The organism is Nakamurella flava (genome assembly GCF_005298075.1).
GTDB lineage: Bacteria > Actinomycetota > Actinomycetes > Mycobacteriales > Nakamurellaceae > Nakamurella > Nakamurella flava.
This window is the reverse complement of record NZ_SZZH01000003.1, coordinates 173,280-195,837: the sequence shown is the minus strand read 5'-3', so window position 1 is coordinate 195,837 and position 22,558 is coordinate 173,280. Positions and strand designations below refer to the sequence as shown.

22 protein-coding genes are annotated in these 22,558 nt (G+C 70.3%); 11 read left to right on the top strand and 11 right to left on the bottom strand.

Annotated features, from left to right (window positions below; genetic code table 11):
• The first annotated feature begins 260 nt into the window (after positions 1-260).
• The gene (locus tag FDO65_RS12670; protein ID WP_137450081.1) at positions 261-1,079 is read left to right on the top strand and encodes an esterase/lipase family protein; all 819 of its coding nucleotides are present in this window, start codon (positions 261-263) and stop codon (positions 1,077-1,079) included.
• 129 nt (positions 1,080-1,208) lie between these two features.
• On the opposite strand, the gene FDO65_RS12665 is transcribed toward FDO65_RS12670, so the two are convergent.
• Together FDO65_RS12665 and FDO65_RS12660 are read right to left on the bottom strand one after the other, a co-directional pair.
• Entirely contained in the window at positions 1,209-2,276 is a 1,068-nt protein-coding gene (locus FDO65_RS12665) for an aspartate-semialdehyde dehydrogenase (RefSeq protein ID WP_137450080.1), read from the bottom strand.
• A gap of 6 nt (positions 2,277-2,282) precedes the next feature.
• Positions 2,283-3,548: an aspartate kinase gene (locus FDO65_RS12660; protein WP_137450079.1), complete on the bottom strand. Its 1,266-nt coding sequence runs from the start codon at positions 3,546-3,548 to the stop codon at positions 2,283-2,285.
• A 444-nt stretch (positions 3,549-3,992) separates the two neighbouring features.
• Between FDO65_RS12660 and FDO65_RS22190 the strand changes: the two genes are divergently transcribed.
• From FDO65_RS22190 to FDO65_RS12640, 4 genes are all read left to right on the top strand, one after another.
• Positions 3,993-4,634 carry a DUF2510 domain-containing protein gene (locus FDO65_RS22190; RefSeq protein WP_166442172.1) on the top strand — a complete coding sequence of 214 codons (642 nt, stop codon included), beginning with the start codon at positions 3,993-3,995 and terminating at the stop codon, positions 4,632-4,634.
• Between the two features lie 19 nt (positions 4,635-4,653).
• Positions 4,654-5,532, top strand: a complete 879-nt coding sequence (locus FDO65_RS12650) for an ATP-grasp domain-containing protein (protein WP_137450077.1) — start codon at positions 4,654-4,656, stop codon at positions 5,530-5,532.
• An 81-nt stretch (positions 5,533-5,613) separates the two neighbouring features.
• Positions 5,614-6,093 (top strand): DUF2231 domain-containing protein, encoded by a 480-nt coding sequence (locus FDO65_RS12645; protein ID WP_137450076.1) that lies wholly within the window; start codon positions 5,614-5,616, stop codon positions 6,091-6,093.
• Positions 6,090-6,890 carry a phosphatase PAP2 family protein gene (locus tag FDO65_RS12640; RefSeq protein WP_137450075.1) on the top strand — a complete coding sequence of 267 codons (801 nt, stop codon included), beginning with the start codon at positions 6,090-6,092 and terminating at the stop codon, positions 6,888-6,890. The genes FDO65_RS12645 and FDO65_RS12640 overlap by 4 nt, the downstream gene beginning before the upstream one ends.
• Here the strand turns inward: FDO65_RS12640 and FDO65_RS12635 are convergent.
• The 4 genes from FDO65_RS12635 to FDO65_RS12620 are packed head-to-tail and all read right to left on the bottom strand — an operon-like array spanning position 6,887 to position 10,204.
• Positions 6,887-7,585 carry a GntR family transcriptional regulator gene (locus FDO65_RS12635; RefSeq protein ID WP_137450074.1) on the bottom strand — a complete coding sequence of 233 codons (699 nt, stop codon included), beginning with the start codon at positions 7,583-7,585 and terminating at the stop codon, positions 6,887-6,889. The two genes, FDO65_RS12640 and FDO65_RS12635, sit on opposite strands and share 4 nt — an antisense overlap.
• Complete coding sequence (locus FDO65_RS12630; RefSeq protein WP_137450073.1) at positions 7,585-8,781, bottom strand: CaiB/BaiF CoA transferase family protein; 1,197 nt, start codon at positions 8,779-8,781, stop codon at positions 7,585-7,587. The genes FDO65_RS12635 and FDO65_RS12630 overlap by 1 nt, the downstream gene beginning before the upstream one ends.
• On the bottom strand, positions 8,778-9,665 hold the full coding sequence (locus FDO65_RS12625; RefSeq protein WP_205850011.1) for an HpcH/HpaI aldolase/citrate lyase family protein: 888 nt from the start codon (positions 9,663-9,665) through the stop codon (positions 8,778-8,780). Before FDO65_RS12625 ends, FDO65_RS12630 begins: the two co-directional genes overlap by 4 nt.
• A complete protein-coding gene (locus FDO65_RS12620) occupies positions 9,662-10,204 on the bottom strand; it encodes a MaoC family dehydratase (protein ID WP_137450072.1) in 543 nt (180 codons plus the stop codon). The genes FDO65_RS12625 and FDO65_RS12620 overlap by 4 nt, the downstream gene beginning before the upstream one ends.
• A gap of 202 nt (positions 10,205-10,406) precedes the next feature.
• Here FDO65_RS12620 and FDO65_RS12615 point away from each other — a divergent pair, with 202 nt between their 5' ends.
• On the top strand, positions 10,407-11,594 hold the full coding sequence (locus FDO65_RS12615) for an acyl-CoA dehydrogenase family protein (protein ID WP_137450071.1): 1,188 nt from the start codon (positions 10,407-10,409) through the stop codon (positions 11,592-11,594).
• A 182-nt stretch (positions 11,595-11,776) separates the two neighbouring features.
• Here FDO65_RS12615 and FDO65_RS12610 read toward each other — a convergent pair whose 3' ends face one another.
• Genes FDO65_RS12610 through FDO65_RS12595 form a run of 4 tightly spaced genes read right to left on the bottom strand, consistent with a single transcriptional unit; the run spans position 11,777 to position 16,403 of the window.
• Entirely contained in the window at positions 11,777-12,541 is a 765-nt protein-coding gene (locus FDO65_RS12610; protein ID WP_137450070.1) for an SDR family NAD(P)-dependent oxidoreductase, read from the bottom strand.
• 58 nt (positions 12,542-12,599) lie between these two features.
• Entirely contained in the window at positions 12,600-13,601 is a 1,002-nt protein-coding gene (locus FDO65_RS12605) for an ABC transporter permease (RefSeq protein WP_205850010.1), read from the bottom strand.
• The gene (locus FDO65_RS12600; protein ID WP_166442171.1) at positions 13,594-15,147 is read right to left on the bottom strand and encodes a sugar ABC transporter ATP-binding protein; all 1,554 of its coding nucleotides are present in this window, start codon (positions 15,145-15,147) and stop codon (positions 13,594-13,596) included. Before FDO65_RS12600 ends, FDO65_RS12605 begins: the two co-directional genes overlap by 8 nt.
• A gap of 35 nt (positions 15,148-15,182) precedes the next feature.
• Positions 15,183-16,403 carry a sugar ABC transporter substrate-binding protein gene (locus tag FDO65_RS12595; protein ID WP_166442170.1) on the bottom strand — a complete coding sequence of 407 codons (1,221 nt, stop codon included), beginning with the start codon at positions 16,401-16,403 and terminating at the stop codon, positions 15,183-15,185.
• Between the two features lie 352 nt (positions 16,404-16,755).
• Between FDO65_RS12595 and FDO65_RS12590 the strand changes: the two genes are divergently transcribed.
• The 5 genes from FDO65_RS12590 (at position 16,756) to FDO65_RS12570 (ending at position 21,494) form a co-directional block, all read left to right on the top strand.
• The gene (locus tag FDO65_RS12590; protein WP_137450066.1) at positions 16,756-17,670 is read left to right on the top strand and encodes a polysaccharide deacetylase family protein; all 915 of its coding nucleotides are present in this window, start codon (positions 16,756-16,758) and stop codon (positions 17,668-17,670) included.
• Positions 17,667-18,689, top strand: coding sequence for an asparaginase (locus FDO65_RS12585; protein ID WP_205850009.1), 1,023 nt, complete (start codon positions 17,667-17,669; stop codon positions 18,687-18,689). The genes FDO65_RS12590 and FDO65_RS12585 overlap by 4 nt, the downstream gene beginning before the upstream one ends.
• A gap of 21 nt (positions 18,690-18,710) precedes the next feature.
• The gene (locus FDO65_RS12580; RefSeq protein WP_137450065.1) at positions 18,711-19,559 is read left to right on the top strand and encodes an alpha/beta fold hydrolase; all 849 of its coding nucleotides are present in this window, start codon (positions 18,711-18,713) and stop codon (positions 19,557-19,559) included.
• Positions 19,556-20,383, top strand: a complete 828-nt coding sequence (locus tag FDO65_RS12575) for an SDR family NAD(P)-dependent oxidoreductase (RefSeq protein WP_137450064.1) — start codon at positions 19,556-19,558, stop codon at positions 20,381-20,383. Before FDO65_RS12580 ends, FDO65_RS12575 begins: the two co-directional genes overlap by 4 nt.
• 67 nt (positions 20,384-20,450) lie before the next feature.
• The gene (locus FDO65_RS12570; RefSeq protein WP_137450063.1) at positions 20,451-21,494 is read left to right on the top strand and encodes a LacI family DNA-binding transcriptional regulator; all 1,044 of its coding nucleotides are present in this window, start codon (positions 20,451-20,453) and stop codon (positions 21,492-21,494) included.
• A gap of 41 nt (positions 21,495-21,535) precedes the next feature.
• Here the strand turns inward: FDO65_RS12570 and FDO65_RS12565 are convergent, their stop codons facing one another.
• Positions 21,536-22,498, bottom strand: a complete 963-nt coding sequence (locus tag FDO65_RS12565) for a GTP-binding protein (RefSeq protein WP_137450062.1) — start codon at positions 22,496-22,498, stop codon at positions 21,536-21,538.
• Positions 22,499-22,558 lie beyond the last annotated feature (60 nt).

The following is a 22,558-nucleotide window of genomic DNA, read 5'->3' as shown; positions in this document are numbered from 1 at the left end:
CCTTTCCCAGTGGACGGGCACTGTTCGCCCGTCCGGGTCCATCACTCCATTAACCCTCATGTATCGGCCTCAATCGCCCGGGTCCCCGCTGCGAAGTCGATCACTGTCGACCCGCCGTCCCCACCGTCACGGGGGTTCGACATTGCCGAACGGCCGCGGTGGAGTGCCGATGCAATCCGCCGTTAACGTCTGCCCACACCTACGGCGACCGCCTCCACGGACCCGGGCGCCGCACCTGACGAGACGAAGGCAGGCCATCAATGAAGATCGCGCACCTGATCGCGTCGGCAGTCCTCGCGGCGGCCACGGCACTGACCACGGTGGCCCTCCCGGTCACCGCCCAGGCCGGCGTGGTGGGCGTTTCCCCGACCGGCGCCAACGACTGGTCGTGCCGGCCTTCCGGCCAGCACCCCAACCCCGTCGTCCTGGTGCACGGGACGTTCGAGAACATGCTCAAGAACTGGCAGGTTCTCTCCCCCCAGCTCAAGGCGGCCGGGTACTGCGTCTTCGCCCTCGACTACGGCAACGACGCGACCGCGCCGATCGCCCAGTCGGCTCGGGAGTTGGCCCCCTTCGTCGACGCGGTGCTGGCCGCGACGAAGGCTAGGAAAGTGGACATCGTGGGCCACAGCCAGGGCGGGATGATGCCGCGCTACTACCTCAAGTATCTCGGCGGGGCGGCCAAGGTCGGTGAGCTGATCGGCATCGCGCCGTCCAACCACGGAACGACCAACCCGCTGACGATCCCCACCGGATACACAGTCTGCCCGGCTTGCCTGGACCAACAGGCCGGGTCCGCCTTCCTGACCGATCTCAACCGTGGCGGCGACCTCGTCCCGGGCCCGGTCTACACCGTGCTCTCCACCCGGTGGGACGAGATCGTCACGCCGTACCAGAGCCAGTTCCTGGCCGGTCCGGCGAGCCGGGTCACCAACGTGACGCTGCAGGACAAGTGTCCGCTCGACCCGTTCGAGCACGACCAGACGCCGAACGACCCAGTGGTCGCGCAGTGGGTGCTGAACGCCCTGAGCCGCAAGGGCCCGGCCGATCCCGGGTTCCGGCCCACCTGCGTCCTCTGACGCCCGGACGACGAAGGGCGGCCCCGGCGGGAAACGCCGGGACCGCCCTTGTCTGCCTCAGCGGTCGGTCACCGCGCGGCGGCGACGGAGTCCCCGTCGATCAGCACGGCAGCAGTCAAGCCCGATCGGTCACCGCGCGGCGGCGAGCACCTCAGCGATCTGCACGGCGTTGAGCGCCGCACCCTTGCGCAGGTTGTCGTTGGACAGGAACAGCGCGAGTCCCTTGCCCTCCGGCGCGCTCAGGTCGCTGCGGATCCGGCCGACGTAGGACGGGTCGCGACCAGCGGCCTGCAGCGGCGTCGGCACCTCCGAGAGCTCGACACCCGGCGCGGTGGAGAGGATCTCGGTGGCCTGCTCGGGCGACAGGGGACGCTCGAACTCGGCGTTGATCGACAGCGAGTGGCCGCTGAAAACCGGTACCCGCACGCAGGTCCCGGCGACCAGCAGGTCCGGGATGGACAGGATCTTGCGGGACTCGTTGCGGAGCTTGCGCTCCTCGTCGGTCTCGCCGGTGCCGTCGTCCAGGAAGTTGCCGGCCTGCGGGAGCACGTTGAACGCGATCGGCGCGACGTACTTCTTCGGCTCCGGGAACTGCGCGGCGGTGCCGTCGTGGGTCAGCGCGGCGGCGTCCGGCAGGACGGCCTTGACCTGACCATCCAGCTCGGTGACCCCGTCGAGGCCACTGCCGGAGACGGCCTGGAAGGTGGTGACGATGACCCGGCGCAGGCCGGCGGCGTCGTGCAGCGGCTTGAGCACCGGCATCGCGGCCATGGTCGTGCAGTTCGGGTTGGCGATGATCACGCCGGTGCCGCGCTCGGCGATCGCGGACAGCGCGGCGTCCGGGTTCACCTCGGAGACGACCAGCGGTACCTGCGGGTCCATCCGCCAGCCGGAGGAGTTGTCGACCACGGTGACGCCGGCGGCGGCGAACCGCGGGGCCTGGGCCTTGGAGGTGGTGGCGCCGGCGGAGAACAGCGCGATGTCCAGACCGGTGGGGTCGGCCTCGGCGACGTCCTCGACGACGACCTCGGTGCCCTTCCAGGGCAGCGTCTTGCCGGCCGACCGGGCCGAGGCGAAGAAGCGGATGGAGGCGACCGGGAAGTCCCGCTCCTCGAGGATGCGGCGCATCACGCCGCCGACCTGCCCGGTCGCCCCGACGATGCCGATATTCAGCCCGGCGCTCTGGTTCTCACTCATGCTGCTCTACCGTCCCGTTCCCGCGTAGACGACGGCTTCGTCCTCGCCGCCGAGGTCGAAGGCCTTGTGCAGGGCCTTGACCGCACTGTCCAGTTCGACGTCGCGGACCAGCACCGAGATGCGGATCTCCGAGGTCGAGATGATGTCGATGTTGACGCCGGCCTCGGCCAGCGCCTCGCAGAACGTCGCCGTCACACCCGGGTGCGAGCGCATGCCCGCGCCGATCAGCGACACCTTGCCGACGTGGTCGTTGTAGACGATCTGGTCGAACTCGATGTCCGAGCGGCGGCTCTCGAGCGCGGCGACCGCCGTCGGGCCGTCGCCCTTAGGCAGCGTGAAGGTGATGTCCGTCTTGCCCTGGGCCGAGATCGACACGTTCTGCACGACCATGTCGATGTCGATCTCCGCGTCCGCGATGGCCCGGAAGATGCGGGCCGCGACCCCCGGGTGGTCCGGGACCGCGGTGACGGTGACCTTGGCCTCGCCGCGGTCGTGCGCGACGCCGGTGATCAACGCCTGTTCCATCGGGAGTTCCTCCATGGTGCCGGTGACGAGAGTGCCTTTGAGGTCGGAGTACGAGGAGCGGACGTGCACCGGCACCTCGTAACGCCGGGCGTATTCGACGCAGCGCAGCATGAGCACCTTGGCCCCCGAGGCGGCCATCTCGAGCATCTCCTCGTAGGTGATGGTGTCGAGCTTCGCGGCGTCCGGGACGATGCGCGGGTCGGCGCTGAACACGCCGTCGACGTCGGTGTAGATCTCGCAGACGTCGGCCTTCAGCGCCGCGGCCAGCGCGACCGCGGTGGTGTCCGAGCCGCCGCGGCCCAGCGTCGTGATGTCCTTGGTGTCCTGGCTGACGCCCTGGAACCCGGCGACCAGGGCGATGGCCCCGTCCGCCAGGGCGGCCTGGATGCGGCCGGGGGTGACGTCGATGATGCGGGCCTTGCCGTGGCTGGAATCGGTGATGACCCCGGCCTGCGAGCCGGTGAACGAGCGCGCCTCGGCCCCGAGGGAACTGATGGCCATGGCAACCAGGGCGTTGGAGATGCGCTCACCCGAGGTCAGCAGCATGTCGAGTTCGCGCGCCGGCGGCACCGGGGACACCTGCTGGGCGAGGTCCATCAGCTCGTCGGTGGTGTCGCCCATGGCGCTGACCACGACGACGACCTGGTTGCCGTCCTTGGCGGTGGCGACGATGCGCTCGGCGACGCGCTTGATCCGTTCGGCCGTCCCGACCGACGAACCGCCGTACTTCTGGACGACCAGACCCACGAGATGCCCGCTTCCTCAAGTTCCGTGCGCTTGTTCCCGAGGCCGTCGGCACCCGCACCGACCGCCCCGTCCCGCTCGGACCCGGCCCGCTCCGGGCGCGCGAGAGCGCCGTCGAGCAACCTGGATCCGCACGTCAGACTACCCGTCGGTGACCCACGCCCGGTTCCGTCGGGATGTGGCCGCGGGCCAGCCGGCCGGCCCGTACCCACCCCACCGCATCCGACGGCGACGGACCTTCGAGCGACGGGCCACGGCACCGCAGAGCCTCCCGCCGAGCCCCGTCGGCCACCGAGATCTTGCGGTCCCCGGCCCCGCCCGGCCCGCCGCGCCGGGCCGGGCGGACGAGTTCCCCGCTGTCGGACCGGGGCGTTACCGTCGGCCTCGTACCCCGGTCGGCGCCCCGTCTGTGGCAGCCGAGCGGACCCCGCGGCGAGAGAAGTGTCGATGAGCGCCTCCTACCCCAGCTCCCCGTCCGGCGCTGTTCCGGCCGGCTGGTACCCCGACGTCGAGGAACCGGGCGCCGAGCGCTGGTGGAACGGTGCCCAGTGGACCGAGCACCGCCGTCCGGTGATCGACCCGACGGTGGCCGCCGCCCCGCCGACGTCCTTCGGGTTGGCCGGGGTCTCCCTCGACAAGCCGGCGACCCAGGCATTCGCGGCCGCCCCCTCGTTCGGCGCTCGGGCATCGGCTCCGACGGTGCCTCCGGGGTGGTACCCGGACCCGGCCGGCGGCCCGCAGCCGCGGTGGTGGGACGGTCACACCTGGGCGTCCCCCAGCGCCCCGGTCGCTGCCTGGGGTGGCGGCTGGCCCTCGTCGACGACGACCGTCGTCAACGTCGGGGCCCCCAAGTCGGTCGGCATCGCGTTCCTGTTGACGTTCTTCTTCGGCCCGCTCGGGATGCTCTACTCCACGGTTCCCGGGGCGCTGATCATGCTCGCGATCTCGTTCTTCGGCGGGATCTTCTTCGGCCTCCTCACCCTCGGGCTGATCTGGATCGTGTGGGCGCCGTTGATGTGGGTGATCAGCATCGTCTGGGGCTGCGTCGCCGTGCCCAGCCACACCTCGACCACCATCTACCACCGCTGATCCCCAGGAGCTTCCCCGCATGCGCATCGCCATCGTCAGTTCGGCCCGGGCCCGCGGCACCGACGACGACGAACCCCTGCTGTTGCCGGCCCTCGCCCGGGCCGGGGCGGCCGCCGACGTCGTCGACTGGGACGACGCGACGGTCGACTGGGCCGCCTACGACCTCGCCGTGCTGCGCTCCACCTGGGACTACACGTTCCACCATCAGAAATTCCTGGCCTGGACCGAGCAGGTGGCCGCCGTCACCCGCCTGCGCAACGGGCCGCCGGTCGTCCGGTGGAACAGCGACAAGACCTACCTGACGGACCTCGCGGCGGCCGGGGTGCCGATCGTCCCGACGACCGTCCTGCGGCCGGGTGACCCGATCGAGTTGCCGACGGACGGGGAACTGGTCGTCAAGCCGACGATCTCGGCCGGCAGCCGCGACACGGCCCGCTACCGGCCGACCGAGCTCGACCAGGCCACCGATCATGCCCGGCGCCTGCTCGACGACGGCCGCGCCGTGCTGGTGCAGCCGTACCAGGCGGCCGTCGACGACGCCGGCGAGACCGCCCTGCTGTTCCTCGGCGGCACCTTCAGTCACGCCGCCCGCAAGGGACCGCTGCTCTCCGCCGGTGGGGCCATCACCGACAAGCTGTTCGCACTGGAGCAGATGTCGCCGCGGACGGCGACGGCCGCCCAGCTCGACGTCGCCGCGCGGGCCCTGGCCTGTGCCGCGGACGCCGTACCGGGCGGGGACGAGCTGCTCTACGCCCGGGTCGACGTCGTCCCCGGACCGGGCGGCGAACCGCTGCTGCTCGAGTTGGAACTGGTCGAGCCGTCGGTCTTCCTGCCGCAAGCCCCGGACGGCACGGCCGACCGGTTCGCGGCCGCGATGGTGACGGCGGCCCGCACCTGACCCGGCCGGACCGGTCGCACTGAGAACTCCCTGAGAACCCCCCGTGAGCATGGGCGGCAGCACACGTCTCGGGGAGAGCTCATGTTCGACACCTTCTTCGGCCTGCCGCTGCACCCGCTCGTGGTGCACGCGACGGTGGTCGCCGTCCCGGCCACGGCCGCTGCCCTGCTGCTGACGGCCCTGTGGCCACGGTTCCGGCGGTGGGCGGGCTGGGGGCCGCTCGCGCTCGCCGTGGGCACGCTCGGCCTGGTACCGCTGTCCACCGAGTCCGGCGAGAAGCTCGAAAAGCGCCTGGGGCACAGCGATCTCATCCGGCAGCACGCCGAGTACGCCGACGGGCTGCTGCCATGGGCCGCGGGGGCGGTGCTCGTCGCGCTCGGGCTGTGGTGGTGGCGGCAGAGCGAGCGACCGGAACCCGGTCGCTTCGGGCCGCTCCCCTGCTGGGCGCCGGTGATTCTCCGCGTGGCCGCCGTGGTGGTGGCGGCCGGCATCACCGTGCAGGTGATCCTGATCGGCCACAGCGGCGCGGAAGCCGCCTGGAACGGCGTGGTGTCCGCATGAGCGTCGCGACCTGGGGGCCGTACGCGGCGGCCACGCTGGCCCTCCTCGGGCTCCTCGCCCTGCCCCGTCTGCGGCCACGCCACACCACCCGGCTGACCGAGTTCCTCGTCCTGCGCGGCGCCGTGCTCGCGCTGATGGCGCTGGTCCTCGCCCTGCTGACCGACGCGGCGGCCGAGGGTGACGGCCTGACGGTGATCGATCGGCCGGTCTGGTCCGCCCTGATCGCGCAGCGCACGCCACTGCGGACCGCGGTGGCCACGATCGCCTCGGACGTGGGGAGCACGGGCGTGATGGCGGTCCTCGCCGGGGCGGCGGCCGTCTTCCTCGTCTGGCGGCGCCGTCGGGCCGAAGCCGTCCTCGTCCTGGTGGTGACGGCGGGCGCCGGCCTGATCGTCCTGATCGCCAAGCCGATCGTGGGTCGGGTACGGCCGCCCGCGGAGTTCCGGCTGGCCGTCGAGAGCAACCAGTCGTTCCCCTCCGGTCATGCGGTGGCCTCCGCGGCCGTCCTGGGAGTGCTGGCCGCGGTGTTCGCCCCGCTGCTGCACCGGAGGTGGCAGCAGCTGATGGTCCGGGTACTCGCCGTCGTCGCGGTCCTGACGATCGGTCTGAGCCGGCTGTACCTGGGCGTGCACTGGGCCACCGACGTGGTCGGGGGCGCTCTCGCCGGCACCGGGTGGCTGCTGCTCTGCCTCACCGGGTACGCCTGGTGGTGCAGTCGTCCGGCCCGGTCGGAGATTTGCGTCGGGCGGCGGATCGTGCCATCCCTGGGCCGCTGGTCACCGCCGGCCGCCTTTTAGGGCCGCAGCCCCGCGCCGTCCGGGGACCGCTCCTCGAAGTGGCGGGCCAGCAACTCCCCCGCGTGGGTGATGTGCCGCTGCATGGCCTGCCGGCTGTGATCGGCGTCCCGGATCTGGATGCCACGCAGGATCTGTTCGTGGTCGTCGATGGTGGCCCTCGGCCAACCGGTGATCTCCGCATAGAAGTCGTGCGGCACGTAACGGGTCAACATGCCCAGCACGCCGGCGATCCTGGGTGACCCGGCGACCAGATTGATCTCCCGGTGGAAGGCGTGGTTCTTCTCCTCCAACTGCGGGTGGTCGTTCCGGGCGGCGGCGGCGATCAGCTCATGGTGCAGCGCCTCGAGTTCCCTGACCTGGCTCTGGGTGGCCGCCCGGGCCGCGCGTGCGGCCAGTTCACCGGCGATCAGCGCCTGGGCCTGGAACAGGTCCCGGATGTCCTGGCCGGTCAGCGGGGCGACCTGGAAACCCTGTTGCGGCACCGAGAGCAGGAATCCTTCGACCCGTAACGCCTGCAGCGCCTCGCGGGCCGGGGTGGCGGAGATGCCCAGCGCCTGACCCACGATCTCCGGACGAACGCCGGCCCCGGGACGAAGCTGACCGGACATGATCAGACCCCGGACGTAGGACGCGGCTTTGTCGCTGAGCCGCTGGCGCCCGCCCGCCCCACGGCGAGCTGTCGGCTCGTCGACCATCACCGGTTCCGAGTACCCGGATCCGCCGTCGGGGTGAGCCGATCGGGGTCCGTCGGCGCGATGCCGAGTTCGGCGAGAACCGACGCGGTGTGCTGGCCGAGTTCGGGTACCGACCCCCAGCTCAGGTCCACACTCCGCGAGCTGACCGGCGGAATGAGGCTTCGAACGGGTCCCACGGGGGTGTCGACCGTTCGCCAGCGCCCGCGCTCCTCGAGCTGAGGGTGCCGGGCGAATTCCGCCATCGTCCGCAGTCGGGCGTTCGCGATCCCCGCGGCGTCCAACCGGGCCAGTACCTGCTCGGCCGGCAGATGCTGCAGCACCTGGTCGATGGCTTCGTGCAGGGCGGCCCGCTGGTCGACACGGCGGGCGTTGCCCGCGAAGAGCGGGTCGTCCACCAGCTCCGGCCGATCCAGCACGATGCGGCAGAACTGCGCCCATTCGCGGTCGTTCTGAATACCGAGGAACACCGTTCCGTCGGCCACCCGGAACGGGCCGTACGGCGCGATGCTCGCGTGCTGGGCGCCGCTTCGCGGCGGTGCGCTGCCCCCGTACTCGGCGTACAGGTAGGGCTGGCTCATCCATTCGCCCAGCGCTTCGAGCATGGAGACCTCGATGACGTCCCCCTTCCCGGTGACCGCGCGGTCGAGCAGTGCGGTGAGAATCCCGCTGTAGGTGTACATGCCGGCGCAGATGTCCGCGATGGACACGCCGACCTTGGCGGGGCCGTCCGGGGTGCCGGTGAGGCTGAGCAGACCCGCTTCGCACTGCACCAGCAGGTCGTAGGCCTTCTTCTGCTCGTAGCTGCCGCCGCGGCCGTAGCCGGAGATGGACGCGTGCACCAGGCGCGGGTTGAGCTCCAGGGCGTCGTCGGGGCCGAACCCCAGGCGTTCGACGGCACCGGGAGCGAGGTTCTGCACCAGGACGTCCGCGGAGGAGACGAGGGCCCGTAACGCTTCCCGGCCGACGGTGGACTTGAGGTCCAGCACGACGCTCTCCTTGCCGCGGTTGAGCCAGACGAAATAGCTGGCCATCCCCCGGACCTTGGTGTCGTAGCCGCGAGCGAAATCGCCGGAATCGCGTTCGATCTTGATGACGCGAGCGCCCAGGTCGGCGAGTTGGCGGGTGGCGAACGGGGCCGCGACCGCCTGTTCCAGGGCGACGACGGTCAGTCCCGCGAGGGGGAGTCGCCGGCTCACGACGCGTCCGTCCCGGCCAGCCGCAGGATCCGGCGGGCCGCCGCGATCACCGGCTTGTCGATCATCCGGCCGTCGATCTGGACGGCGGCCTCCCCGGCGGCCAGAACCGAACGGGCCCAGGCGAGCTGCTCCTCGGTGGGCGCGAACGCCGCCCGCACGGCGGCCACCTGCCGAGGGTGGATGCAGAGCTTGCCGCCGAACCCGGCCGAACGGGCCACCCGGGCGGCGTCGCCGACGAGCGCGAGATCCGTGATGGCGGTCGACGGGCTGTCCAGCGGCGCGGCGATCCGAGCCGCCCGGGACGCCAGCACCAGATGGGCCATCGCATGGGTGACGACCGGGCTCTCCAGATCGGCACCCACATCGACGGTCAGATCGATGGCCCCGAGGGCGAGCCGGGTGACCCCGGGAACCGCGGCGAGTTCGGCGGCCCGCAGGACTCCACGGGCCGACTCGACGAGAGGAACGACAGCCACAGGCTTTTCGATTGCGGCAAACCGGGTGACCACGTCGGCGACGACGGACGGGTCCTCGGACTTGGGCAGCATGACGCCCAGCAGTCCGGACCGGGACAGCCGGGCGGTCGCGAGCAGCGCTTCGATCTCGGCGGCGAAGAGGCCCGAGTCGGCGGCGTTCACCCGGACCAGCGCCCGGGCCCGGTCGTCGTCCGGCGCGCCGAGCGCCCGCGTGGCAGCCAGTCGGGCCCCGAACTTGGCCGGGGGGGCCACCGCATCCTCCAGGTCGATGACGACGACGTCCGCACCCGAGGTCGCGGCCTTGGCGTACCGGTCCGGGCGGTCGCCGGGGACGAACAGGGCGGTGACCGCACCGGCGACCTGGGCGACGGGGTCGACGCCGGCCGACGGGGCGGAGCTCATGCTCATCGAGCCACGTCCGGAAGGCTGGACTCGTCGGGCCGGACGTCGTCGACCGCCGGGAGGTGGCCCTGGCGGTACACCATGAAGGTGCGCCGGTAACTGATCACGATCGCGCCGTCCTGGTTGAAACCCTCGCTGGCCACCGTCACCAGACCCACGCCCGGACGGGACGCCGAGGCCCGGAGTTCGAGGACCTTCGACCGCGAATAGATGGTGTCCCCGACGAAGACCGGATGCGGCATCCGGACCTCGTCCCAGCCGAGGTTCGCGAACACGTTCATCGACAGGTCGATCGTCGACTGCCCGGTGACCAGGGCCAGGAGAAACGTCGAGTTGACCAGCGGCCGACCGAACTCGGTCTGCTCGGCGAAATGGGCGTCCACGTGGGTCTTGGCCACGTTCTGGGTGAGCAGGGTGAACCACTGGTTGTCGGTCTCGGTGACCGTCTTGCCGAACGGGTGGTAGTAGACGTCGCCCACCGCGAAGTCCTCGTACAACCGCCCCGTCCACCCGGGCACGACCCGGGACTCCGACGCTTCGCTCACTGCCGCCTCCTGCCCCGGTCGCCGCCGCTGGCGCCGGTGTCGTCTGAAAATATTCTGCGATGTCGGCCCAGAATGGGCTTTGAACTGCCTTGATGCAACTCTCAGTGACCTGAACCACCCGCCCTGGCGTACAGAATATATTTGGTTAGTCTGAGCCCGAGCAGCGCGGCCGACGACGGCAGCCCGGCATGAAGGAGCGACGATGCCCCACCACCCGGAGATCGAGACGACGCACCCCGACGGGTCCGTGGAGGAACTCCGCGAGAAGGTCCGCCGGTTGTGCGCCGCGTTCCCGGACGAGTACTGGAGAGAGACCGACCGGAACCGTCGCTATCCACAGGAGTTCGTGGACACCCTGACCGCCGCGGGCCTGTTGTCGGCGCTCATCCCGACCGAATACGGCGGGCTGGGCCTGGGTCTGACCAAGGCCAGCGTGATCATGGAAGAGATCAACAAATCCGGCGGTCACTCGGCCGCCTGTCACGCGCAGATGTACACGATGGGCGCTCTGCTGCGGCACGGCAGCCGGTTCCTCAAGGACCGTTACCTGCCGGCCATCGCCCGGGGCGAGCTCCGGCTGCAGGCCTTCTCGGTCACCGAGGAGTCGGCCGGGTCGGACACCACCAGCATCACCACCACCGCGGTCCGGGACGGGGACGACTACCTCATCACCGGGGCCAAGAACTGGACGAGTCGCATCGACGAGTCCGACCTGGCCCTCGTCCTGGCCCGGACCAGCGACAAGGGCACCGACAAGACCCGGGGCCTGACCCTGTTCCTGGTCGACCTGCGGGAGGTGCGGGCCGGACAACCGGAGTCCCTGCAGGTCACCAAGGTCCGCACCATGTTCAACTACGCGACCAACTCGTTGGTCTACGACGGCCTGCGGGTGCCGGCCGACCACGTCATCGGAACGGTGGACGACGGATTCCGGTACGTCATCGACGGCTGGAACGCCGAACGCATCCTGCTGGCGTCCGAGGCGATCGGTGACGGGTACTGGTTCATCGAGCGGGCGGTGGACTACGCCAACGCCCGAGAGGTGTTCGGCCGTCGGATCGGCGCCAACCAGGGCGTCCAGTTCCCACTGGCCGACGCCTACATGAAGGTGCGCGCCGCCGACATGATGCGCTACGAAGCTGCGCGACTGTTCGAGTCCGGTCTTCCCTGCGGCGCGGAAGCCAACATGGCCAAACACCTGGCCTCGGAAGCGAGTTGGGCCGCGGCGAACACCTGCCTGGACACCCATGGCGGCTACGGCTTCGTCGACCGGTTCGACGTGGAGCGCAAGTTCCGGGAGACCCGCATGTTCCAGGTCGCCCCGGTGAGCAACAACATGATCAAGGCGTTCGTCGCCACCAAGGTGCTGGGGCTGCCTCGATCGTACTGACGTCGGCCCATCGGGGACCCGGCCGAGACGGGTCCCCGCATCGTCGGTACGAGACGAGACCGGCACGAATCGAGAAGTGTGGCCGTGGTTCTGCCCTCGAGCTTTCTCGGCACGCACGGCGGCCGCGGTCCTCGACGCGCGGCGCAGCCGCATCCGTGGACCGCGGCCGACCCGCGACGCGCTCAGCCCCAGATACCGGACGTCAGACCGCCGTCCACGGTCAGCGCGCTGCCCGTCACCCAGGACGCGTCGTCGGAGGCGAGATACACCATCGCCGAGGCGATGTCATCGGGCTGCCCGAGCCGTCCCAGCGGATGGATGGACTCGGCGAAGGTCCGCGCCGACGCCGGATCCGTCTGATCGGCGAAATAGCCCTGGATCATGGGGGTGTCGGTGTACCCGGGACACACGCAGTTGGAGCGCACCCCGTCGCGCGCGCCGTCCAGGGCCATGCACTTGGTCAGCATGAGGACGGCGGCCTTGGACGCGCAGTAGGCGGCGTCAGCGGGGATGGCCCACAACGCGGCGATGGAGGCCGTGTTGACGATGTTGCCCTTGCTGGCCACCAGGTGGGGCCAGGCCGCGCGGCTCATCAGGTACACGCTCTTGACGTTGACCCGCATCTCGCGATCCCAGTCGTCCTCGGCCAGATCGTGGGCGGCGCCGGTGATGGTGACCCCGGCGTTGTTCACCAGCACGTCGAGCCGTCCCCGCTGGGCGACGACGGAGGCGACTGCCGCGGCGACCGAGTCGGCGTCGGTGACGTCGAGCCGTAGACCGAGTGCGTCCCGCCCCAGGTGCTCGGCGGCGGCCAGGGCGCCGGCTTCGTCCAGATCGCCCACCACGACGATCGCACCCTCGTCGGCGAAGCGCTCGGCGGTCCGTCGGCCGATGCCAGAGGCGGCGCCGGTGATGAGCGCAACCTTCCCCTCGAGTCGTCCGGTCACGGGATGCCGTCCTTTCTCACCCACGCCGGGCGCGGGCGGGTTCTCGGTGCTGGGGTGTTCAGGAGGTCGGGCGGACGCTGCGACGCCGGGCGAGTCGGGACAGGCCGACCGCGATGACCAGGGCGCCGCCGTAGAACAGCTGCTGGACGAAATTGGGCACACCCAGCAGCTGCAGCCCGGTGATCCCGGTGACCAGGAAGTAGACGGCGGTGAACGTGCCCCAGACGTTGAAGCGCCCCGGGGTCACCGCAGTCGCGCCGAGATAGACGGCCGCGAAGGCCGGCAGCAGGAAGGCGGCCCCGGAGGTGGGATCGGCCCCGCCCTGGGTGCCGACGCTCACCGCACCGGCCAGCGAGGCCAGCAGCGAGCAGGCGATCAGCGCCCCGGCCCGCAGCCGCCGGGTGTTCAGGCCGCTGAGCCTGGCCACCTCGGGGTTGCGTCCGACCACGAGCAGGCGCCGACCCAGGGGGGTCCGGGTCAGCAGCACCCAGACGACGACGCAGAGCAGCAGCGCGCCCCAGAACGACAGGGAGATGAAGGCGACGCGGATGCTCGTGACGAACCGGGTCAGGGTGGGGTCGACCCCGCTGACGGTCTGTCCCTGGCTCACCAGCTGGACCACTCCGAGCAGCAGGGTGGAGGTGCCGAGCGTGACGATGAAGGAATCGAGGTCGAACACCACGATCAACAGGGCGTTGATCGCCCCGACGACCAGGCCCACCCCGAGGCCGGCGAGGACGGCCAGCGGGAGGGGAACGCCGTGCTGGGCGTTGAGCAGGGCGACGGTCATCGCGCTCAGGGTCAGTACCGAGGCGATCGACAGGTCGAACAGTCCCGTCAGCAGCGGGAAGAGCAGACCGAGGGCCAGCACGAGCAGCACCGACTGCGTCCCGAAGATCGTCTGCAGGGTGTCGGTCCGCAGGAAGATCCCGGGGATGGCCACCGCGACCAGGACGGCCACGAGCAGCCAGGCGATCAGCAGCGCATAGCGCTCGCCGTACCGCGTCACGATCCCCCGTGGACGCGCCGCTTGCCGGTTCGCGCTCTTCGACTCAGCCACGGTCTGCACCGTCTCGGACATGTCGCTGCTCTCCTCTGGTCGTCGTCTCGCTGCCCTGCAGCACGGTTCGCGCGATGGCGCCCTCGGTGAGGGCGGCGCCTGACAGCTCATCGATGACCTGGTCATCGGCGAACACCAACACCCGGTCGCACAGGCGGGCCAGCTCGTTGTAATCGGTGCTCGCGCACAGCACGGCCATGCCGCTGGCCTCGGCTGCCGATCCGATGAGGGCATGGATGTCTTCCCGTGACCCCACGTCCACACCCTGGGTCGGCTCGTGCAGCAGCAGGAGCGCAGGCTCGGTCTGCAGCCACTTACCCAGGACGGCCTTCTGCTGGTTACCGCCGCTGAGCGTGGCGAACAGGGCGTCGGACCGACGGGGGCGGACGTCGAACTCCTCGACCAGCTCGTCCGAACGGGCCCGGACACGCTTCTGGTCGAGCAGCCCACGCCGGGTGAAGGAGTCCAGCACCGGCAGGGTCACGTTCTCTTCCACGGTCAGCTCGCCGGCAGCCCCGAGCCGGGCGCGGTCGCCGGGGACCAGGGCGATGTTGCTCCGCCGGGCCAGACCGGTCGTCCACCGCGAGGCCGGGACCGACGCACCGTCGATCGCGACTCGGCCGGCGAAGGAGCCCCGGGCACCGGACAGCAGATAGACGAGTTCGTCGTAGCTCGACCCCATCAACCCGGTCAGCCCGACGACCTCGCCGCCGCGCACCCGCAGATCCACCGGCGCGAGACGTCCACTGCTCGCACCCTCCAGCACCAGTCGGTCGGGACCCGACCGGTCGGGTGCCGCCCGCTGACCCTGCACCACCTCATGGCCGACGATCAGGGAGACGAGCTCGGCGGTCGTGGTCTGCCCCGTCACGGCCTGAGCGACGACTTGCCCGTCCCGCAGCACGGTGACACGGTCGGTGACGGTGCGCACCTCGTCGAGATCGTGGGAGACGAACAGCACCGCGGCACCGGTGGCGACGACGTCGCGGACCAGCCCGAAGAGGCGGTCGACACCGGAGCGGGGCAGGAACACGGTCGGCTCGTCCAGGACCAGCAGGCCGGGACCGGCGTCCGGCCCCCGCCCGCGCAGCTGGTCCACCGCCCGGACGATCGCCAACAGCGCCCGGTCGGTCCCGTCGAGATGGTCCAGCAACTCGTCGGGCGAGATGGCCAGCTTGAACTCGGCCAACAGTTCCGCCGCCCAGCGCCGCAGCTTGCGGGCGTCCAGCGGACGCAGTGCTGCTCCGGTCGCGATCCGACTCAGGCCCAGGTTCTCGGCGACAGTGAGACCTTCGGCCAGGCCGAGGTTCTGGTGCACGAAGGTGAATCCCCATCGTGCCGCGTCACCGGGAGCCGCCGGGAGCGTGACGGCCTCGCCACGGACGAGCACCTCGCTGCCCTCATCGGGTGCGTGGTACCCGGCCAACACCTTGATGAGAGTCGACTTGCCGCAACCGTTCTGGCCGAGCAGGCCGTGGACTTCGCCGGCTCGCACGGTGAGATCCACGGCGCGAAGTGCGGCAACGCCGGCGAAGGTCTTACTCACCGAACGTAGCTCGACCACCGGCGGCCCCGCCGGGGTCATTGGCCGCTCGTCCACAACGCGTCGTATCCGCTGGAGTAGGCGTCGCCGTAGCCCAAGGTCGCCTGGGGCGGGGTGCCGGCCTCGCCCACGTTGTCCGGGGTGAAGATGCGCAGCGGGGTCTTGACGTCGCCCCCGGCGATCGGTTCCTGGCCGGCCAGGAGACGGAAGGCCTGGTCCGCCGCCGCCCGGCCCAGCCAGGCGGTGCTCTCCCCCACGTCGACCTTCATCGGGCCGCCGTCCTGGATCAGCTTGAGGATGTCCGGAGTGCCGTTGTAGGAAGCGACATCGACCCCCGTCGTCTTGCCGGCGCTGGTGATGCCGGAGATGACACCCAAGGACATCGAGTCGTAGAGCGGGATGACCCAGTTGATGTCGGGGTCACGCTGCAGCGCGGTCTGGGTCGTGCTGCTCAACCGGGTGGCCCAGTCGGCGACCGGCACGTTCTCGACGGTGGCCTTGCAGGTGTCCGGGCACCGTTCCTTGAGGGTGGCCTGCACCGCGTCGGAGATCGACTGGCTGGGCGCGACCTCGGTGGAGGTGATGATCAGGGCGTTGACCGCCCCGCCACTGCGGGCGATGGCCGCGTCGGCCATCAGCCGACCGGCCTCGGCGAAGTCGACGTTGGTGGTGGCGGCGATCAGCCCGTCGACCTCGGACGGCAGCTCCTCCCCGACCTGGTACAGGTGGCTCAGGACCACCGGGATCCCGGCTTCCTTCGCCTGTTGCAGTTGGGGCACCAGCAGTTTCGGATCGGGGCCCTGGCTGAGGATGATCACATCGGCCTGCTGGGCGATCGCCTGGGTGATGCCGGCGGCCCATTCCGTCGGCTGCCCGCTGTTGGGGAACTCCAGGTAGGTCGCGCCATGCTGCTCCACCACCGACTTGATCTCGGCATCGACCGCCGTCACATACGGGATCTGCGAGGACAACGGGATGACGTAGACCTTCTTGCCGGCGATCTTGGTCATGTCGACCGGCGGGGCCTGCAGCTGGAAGGCCGGGACCGCCGAAGCCTCCTTGACCGCAGCGACCGCGGCGGAGACATCGACGCCCTGGCCCGCCGCCGAGGAACCGGTGCCGGCCTCCCCGGTGGACGTGCATCCGGCCAGTACCAGCCCGGTGGCGGCGATCAGTGCGGTCGCCGCTCGTCGCGCCCTGCGGGGTGGGTTCACCGACAAGGTCGGTGAGATGCGCAGGTCGTGGTCTCGAATGCTCATCGATGCTCCTGGTGGCGGTGCCGTCGAGGCTCGGAAGGGATCTTCGGCCGGTCGATGACGACCTTGCCAAACGATTGGCACATCTGAGCGGAAATGCGCTCGCATTGTCAAGACCCCGAGTGCGACTACTGTGCGTCGACCATCAGTTCAGCGTGCGTGATGTCGCGAAAGACGGGATCCAGCAGGTCCTCAGCCGTATCCCAGCGATAGGGAGCATCGCCTGCTGAGGCGTTGACAATCAGCAGCTGCCACCTATTGACTGCCCCCAACCCGTAGCCAAACGATTGGCAAGAGCCGTTGTCGGCGGCTCCACGGAGGCAATCCCGGTCATCGACGATCAAGGAGGCTGAACATGGGCAAGGACATCAAGGTCTGTATCGGTGCGGACATCGACGCCGTGGCGGGCTGGCTGGGCTCGTACGGCGGGGAGGATTCACCGGCCGACGTCCAGCGCGGCATGTTCGCCGGCGAGGTCGGCATCCCCCGCCTGCTCAAGCTCTACGAGCGCTTCGGCATCACCACGACGTGGTTCGCGCCGGGGCACTCCATCGAGACGTTCCCGCACCGGATCGAGCAGATCGTCGCCGCAGGGCACGAACTGGCCGCACACGGCTACTCGCACGAGAACCCCATCCAGATGAGCCCTCAGCAGGAGGAGGACGTCCTCAACAAATCGATCGAACTGATCGAGAAGTTCTCCGGCCAGCGCCCCCGTGGCTACATCGCCCCGTGGTGCGAGCTCTCTCCGGTCACCACGGACCTGTTGCTCAAGAACGGGTTCCGGTACGACCACAGCCAGGCGTTCCACGATTTCCAGCCGTTCTACGCCCGCACCGGCGACACCTGGACCAAGATCGACCTGTCGCAGCCGGCCGACCACTGGATGAAGCCGCTGGTGCGGGGCCAGGAGATCGACCTGGTCGAGATCAATTTCAGCTGGTACATCGATGATCTGCCGCCGATGATGTTCATCAAGGCGAGCCCGAACAGCCACGGTTTCGTCAATCCCCACGACATCGAGCAGCTCTGGCGCGACCAGTTCGACTGGGTCTACCGCGAGTACGACTACGCGATCTACCCGATCACCATCCACCCCGACGTGTCGGGGCGGCCGCAGGTGCTGCTGATGCTCGAGCGCCTGCTGACCTACATCCAGGGCCACGAAGGCGTGTCCTTCGAGACGTTCGAGAACACCGCCGAGGACTTCCGCCGCCGGTTCCCGTTCGCGACCAACGCCAAGTACCCGTTCGATCAGGAGAACCCGTGACCGAAGCGGCCCCGCGGCCCTCGGCCGCGGTGGCCCCGCTGCCGGAGATCCTGGTGATCTCCCTGGGCGGCACCATCGCCTCCGTCCCCGCAGCCGGGGGCGGGGACGCGGTCCCGAGCCTGACCCCCGAGCAGTTGGTGGCGTCGGTACCCGGTCTTCAGGAGGTGGCCAGCCTGGAGTGCGAGGCGTTCCGCCAGTTTCCCTCGGGCGATCTCACGGTGGTCGACATCCTCGAACTGGCCCGGCTCATCGAGCGGCGAGCGGCAGACGTCGACGGGATCGTCGTCACCCAGGGAACCGACACACTGGAGGAGACGTCGTTCCTCCTGCATCTGCTGCTGCGGACGACCACGCCGGTCGCCATGACGGGAGCGATGCGCAACTCCGGGCTCCCCGGCGCCGACGGACCGGCCAACCTGCTGGCCGCCGTCCGCGTCGCCGCCGCCGCGGACTCCGCCGGTCAGGGCGTTCTCGTCGTCTTCGCGGACGAGGTCCACTCGGCCCGGTTCGTCCGCAAGACCCATAGCTCGTCCCCGTCGACGTTCCAGTCGCCGACGGTGGGTCCCGTCGGATACGTCGTGGAGGGCCGGGTTCGCCTGCCCTTCAGTGCCCGGCGGGTCTCGGCACCACTTCCGCCCGCGGGGGCGGACGACCTGCCCACCGTGCCGCTCGTGCGCATGGTGCTCGGCGATGACGGGAGCCTCGTCCGCCTCGCGGCGAACGGGGCGGCCGGACTGGTGGTCGAGGCGTTCGGCGGCGGGCACGTCCCGGCCCGGATCGTCCCGCTCCTGGAGTCGGTCGCCCGCGACGTCCCGGTCGTCGTCACCACGCGGACCGGGGCGGGCGATCTCTACACGAACACCTACGGGTTCCCCGGTTCGGAGAGCGACCTCTGGAAACGCGGACTCATCCCCGCCGGGCCGCTGGACGGGCTCAAGGCCCGCCTGGCCCTGATGGTGCTGCTGATGGGCGGGGCCGACCGTGCGGCGATCGCCGCCTTCTTCGACAACGACTACTGATCACCGGAGGATTGAAAGACCATGGCTCGAATCATCAGCATCGGCGACGCCGACCTGTGGACAGAGGTCAGTGGCCAGGGAGACCCGGTCCTGCAGATCCACGGATCCGGTTTCGGTCACTACAACTTCGCGCCGCTGAGCCCGCTGCTGGCCGAGAAGTTCCAGGTGATCGACTACGACCAGCGGGGATACGGCGACTCCAGTCGTCCCGACGACTACCCGTATTCGATCGAGCGGTGGGCAGCCGACGCCGCCGCACTGCTGGACGCGATGGGCATCGAGCGAGCACACGTGCACGGCACCTCGATGGGCGGCATGGTCGCCCAGGCGTTCGCAGGTCTGTACCCGGAACGGACCCAATCCGTGGTGATCAACTGCTCGGCGTCCAAACTCGGCCGCAACGGTCGGCTGGTCTTCCAGAACTGGATCGACATCGTGCAACTCGATCCCGCCGGCCCCGGGAGCAGGATCCTGGCCGAGCTCATCTCCTGGCAGGCCTTGTCCAACGGCTACATGGAGAGCGAGGCGGGACGCGACGCCGTCGACCAGGTCCAGACCATCCTGCGCGACAGCAACACGCTCGCACCGTTCGTGGCGGCGTGCCGGGCCATGCAGGAGATGGATCTGCGGGACCTCGTTCGCGCCATCTCCTCCCCCGCGCTGGTGCTGGGTGGGGACCAGGACCTCATGACCCCGTGGGACCAGGGCCCGCAGGGGGCGGGGCAGCAGTGGATCGCCGACAACCTGCCCGGCGCCGAGGTCCACGTCATCAAGGGTGGCGGTCATTCGACTCCGTTCGACAGCACGGAGGAGCACGCCTCCGTCGTCGCGGACTTCTTCTCCCGCCACGCCATGGAGCAGGCCCGATGAACGAGCAGGGCGGTACGTCCCCGGCGGGGCCGGGGGCACCCCTGGGCCGGCAGGACGCCCTCCTCGAGGGCCGCCGGGTGCTGGTGACCGGCGCGGCACAGGGCATCGGACAGGGTGTCGCCGTCGGCCTGGCCGCGCTGGGGGCCCGGGTCGCGATCCTGGATCTCGATGAAAGCAGGCTCGACGAGACCTCCTCCATGATCGGGGATCTCGACGGCTCGGCGGTCACCGTGTCGGCCGATGTCAGCCGCCGGGACGAGGTCGACCGTGCGGTCGCCGCGGCCGGTGCCGGAATGGGCGGGCTGGACGGCGTGGTCAACTGCGCCGCGGTCATCTGCCAGAACGGGCCGGCCGAGGAGGCCAGCGAGGCCGATCTCGACCGACTGTGGGCCATCAACGTCAAGGGGTTGCTCTTCGTCAGCCAGGCCGCTCACCGCCTGATGCACGAGAACGGCGGCGCGATCGTGAATCTCGCCTCCCAGGCGGCTCTGACCGCCCTGCCTCACCAGGTCGTCTACACCGCGACCAAGGGCGCGGTTGCCGCCATGACCCGGAGCCTGGCCATCGACTGGGCTCCAGTCGGTATCCGCGTCAATGCGGTCGCGCCGACGTTCGTCTGGACCCCGATGGCCTCGCCGATGCTGGCGGACCCGGCGGTGCTGCGGGCATCGGAACGCCGCATCCCCCTGGGCCGGGTGGGGCAGCCGCGGGACATCGCCGGGGCGGTTGCCTTCCTGCTCAGCGACGCGGCCGCCATGGTCACCGGGCAGATCCTCCCCGTCGACGGCGGTTGGCTCGCCGGCGAGCCGGGTCTGGACATCTAGCGGTGATGCGGGCAATCGCGTGCCGAACGTGGCACAGTCGCTGAAGTCGACCGTCGAGGAGTGAGTCATGTCAGCCCCGCACTCGGTGACGTTGGCGGAGATCGCTGATCGGGCCGGGGTGCATGTCTCCACCGTCTCCCGTTCGTTGCGGGAGCCACCGTCACGTGCCGGAAGCGCCACCGTCGCCCGCATCCGGCGTATCGCCGAACAGATGGGATACGTCCCCGACCCGGCGGCGACGGCGCTGCGGACCCGGCGCAGCGGTCTGCTGGGCGTACTGGTCCCGCGTGTGACCGACTACGTGCTGGCGCGGATCTACGAGGGCGCCGACGACGGGGCCCACGAAGCCGGCCTGCACACGGTCGTGCAGACCTCGAGTGACAAGCCCACGTCCCGGCACGAACAAATGGAGCAGCTGCTCGCGCGCCGGGTCGAGGGCTGCATCATCGGCGACGCGCGACTCGACGGCGATGAACTGGTGGCCTCGCTTAAAAGGCGGAACCATCCGTACGTCCTGGTCAACCGCCGCCTGCGCGGACACCCGTCGGTGACGACCGACGACGTCCGTGGGGGCGAGCTGGCCGCCGAGCACCTGCTCGAACTGGGTCACCGGGACGTCGCCGTCATCGCCGGCCACGAATACGCCAGCACGTGCGTCGAACGCACCCACGGTTTCGTCGGCCGCTTCCAACGGGCCGGGGTCGCCGTTCCGGGCAGCCACATCGCCCTGTCCGGGGCCGATGCCCAGGGTGGCTACGAGGCGGCCGGGCGGCTGCTCACCGCCCATCCACAGATCACCGCCCTGTTCGCGATCAACGACTTCGCGGCGATCGGCGCCATGGGCGCGGCCAGTGAACTGGGCCGGCGCGTCGGGCAGGACATCGCCGTCATCGGCTACAACGACATCCCCCTGTCTCGGTATCTCCCGGTGACGCTGACGTCGGTCGCTTCCCCCATGGTGGAGATGGGCCGGCGCGGGGCGCTGGCCCTTGCCGCCCGGCTCGGGGGCCAGGCGATCGAGTCTGAACTGCTCCAACCGTTCCTGTCCGCCCGGGCATCGACCCTCGGTGCGCGGCGCCTGACGGACGACGGGCACGCGACGGACGTCTGAGAGTCCCTGGACCGGCTTGTCTCCCGCCGGTCCCGCGACCCTCAGTCGTCGGCCGCCCCAGCGCTCGGCACCCACTGCGATAGCGACGCCCGGACCTGATCGCGATCCAGCCCGCGGAGGACGTACGTCATGTCCGTCGGTCCGGACCGGCTGTCCGGGTCCACTGCGGCGGTCGCCACCAGCTCGACCGTGATGGCCGCACCGACCGACTGGACCAGGGCCCGCCCCGCCGGCGTGGTGACGTAGCCCTTGGAGCGCACCAGTCCGGCCGGGTGCCGGCGCGTCATCGCGTGCAGCCACAGCGCGTACTCGGCCCAACGGGTGCGGGCGGAGAGGCGGACCGCGAGGGTCGACAGGCCACCGACCGCCCCGTCGACATCATCGCCGACCAGCAGTACCTCCGGAACGACCGGGCCCAGCGGATGATCGGCCCCCCGGGCGGTTGCGGTGAGACGCAGATCGGGCCGCAGGCCGCGCACCACCCCCGCGGCGTGGCGCAGATCCGTCGGGCTGACCACGTCGGCCCGGGTGAGGACCACCTCGTCGGCCACGGACACCTGGGTGCGGACAGCGGCCTCGTGCCGCAGACCCCGCACCGCGTCCGAGCCGTCGAGCACGACGGTCAGGCGAGCCACGCGCACGTTGGCTCCGAGCACCGGGTCGTCGGTCAGCCGTCGGAGCAGCTGGTCCGGCTCGGCCGCCCCGGACACCTCCAGCAACACCTGACGATCACGCCGAGACGTTCCGACATGGGCCTCATTCACGCACTGCAGCAACGTATTCCGAAGATCCGGCCACGCCGTGCAGCACACGCATCCACCCGCGATGCACACCGTTCGGCGGCCGGCTCCGGCGGACTCCGGGGCCAGGATCGAGTCGTCGATGGACACGTCGGCGACGTCGTTGGTGACGAGCAGATCGCACTCGAGCAGGTCCGCCTGCTGGAGCAGCCAGGTCGTCTTGCCGGCGCCGAGCGGTCCACTGACCACCGTGAGGTCGATCATCTCAGTGCCCGTTCTGCCGAGAGGAGCTCTCGGTCGCGGGGCCGGATGGGGCACTCATCG

What these genes read in the sequence shown, in the direction of transcription:
- FDO65_RS12670 (WP_137450081.1), top strand. Translation starts at nt 261, where the DNA reads ATGAAGATCGCGCACCTGATCGCGTCGGCAGTCCTCGCGGCGGCCACG.
- FDO65_RS12665 (WP_137450080.1), bottom strand. Translation starts at nt 2,276, where the DNA reads ATGAGTGAGAACCAGAGCGCCGGGCTGAATATCGGCATCGTCGGGGCG.
- FDO65_RS22190 (WP_166442172.1), top strand. Translation starts at nt 3,993, where the DNA reads ATGAGCGCCTCCTACCCCAGCTCCCCGTCCGGCGCTGTTCCGGCCGGC.
- FDO65_RS12650 (WP_137450077.1), top strand. Translation starts at nt 4,654, where the DNA reads ATGCGCATCGCCATCGTCAGTTCGGCCCGGGCCCGCGGCACCGACGAC.
- FDO65_RS12645 (WP_137450076.1), top strand. Translation starts at nt 5,614, where the DNA reads ATGTTCGACACCTTCTTCGGCCTGCCGCTGCACCCGCTCGTGGTGCAC.
- FDO65_RS12640 (WP_137450075.1), top strand. Translation starts at nt 6,090, where the DNA reads ATGAGCGTCGCGACCTGGGGGCCGTACGCGGCGGCCACGCTGGCCCTC.
- FDO65_RS12635 (WP_137450074.1), bottom strand. Translation starts at nt 7,585, where the DNA reads ATGGTCGACGAGCCGACAGCTCGCCGTGGGGCGGGCGGGCGCCAGCGG.
- FDO65_RS12625 (WP_205850011.1), bottom strand. Translation starts at nt 9,665, where the DNA reads ATGAGCATGAGCTCCGCCCCGTCGGCCGGCGTCGACCCCGTCGCCCAG.
- FDO65_RS12615 (WP_137450071.1), top strand. Translation starts at nt 10,407, where the DNA reads ATGCCCCACCACCCGGAGATCGAGACGACGCACCCCGACGGGTCCGTG.
- FDO65_RS12595 (WP_166442170.1), bottom strand. Translation starts at nt 16,403, where the DNA reads ATGAGCATTCGAGACCACGACCTGCGCATCTCACCGACCTTGTCGGTG.
- FDO65_RS12590 (WP_137450066.1), top strand. Translation starts at nt 16,756, where the DNA reads ATGGGCAAGGACATCAAGGTCTGTATCGGTGCGGACATCGACGCCGTG.
- FDO65_RS12580 (WP_137450065.1), top strand. Translation starts at nt 18,711, where the DNA reads ATGGCTCGAATCATCAGCATCGGCGACGCCGACCTGTGGACAGAGGTC.
- FDO65_RS12575 (WP_137450064.1), top strand. Translation starts at nt 19,556, where the DNA reads ATGAACGAGCAGGGCGGTACGTCCCCGGCGGGGCCGGGGGCACCCCTG.
- FDO65_RS12570 (WP_137450063.1), top strand. Translation starts at nt 20,451, where the DNA reads ATGTCAGCCCCGCACTCGGTGACGTTGGCGGAGATCGCTGATCGGGCC.
- FDO65_RS12565 (WP_137450062.1), bottom strand. Translation starts at nt 22,498, where the DNA reads ATGATCGACCTCACGGTGGTCAGTGGACCGCTCGGCGCCGGCAAGACG.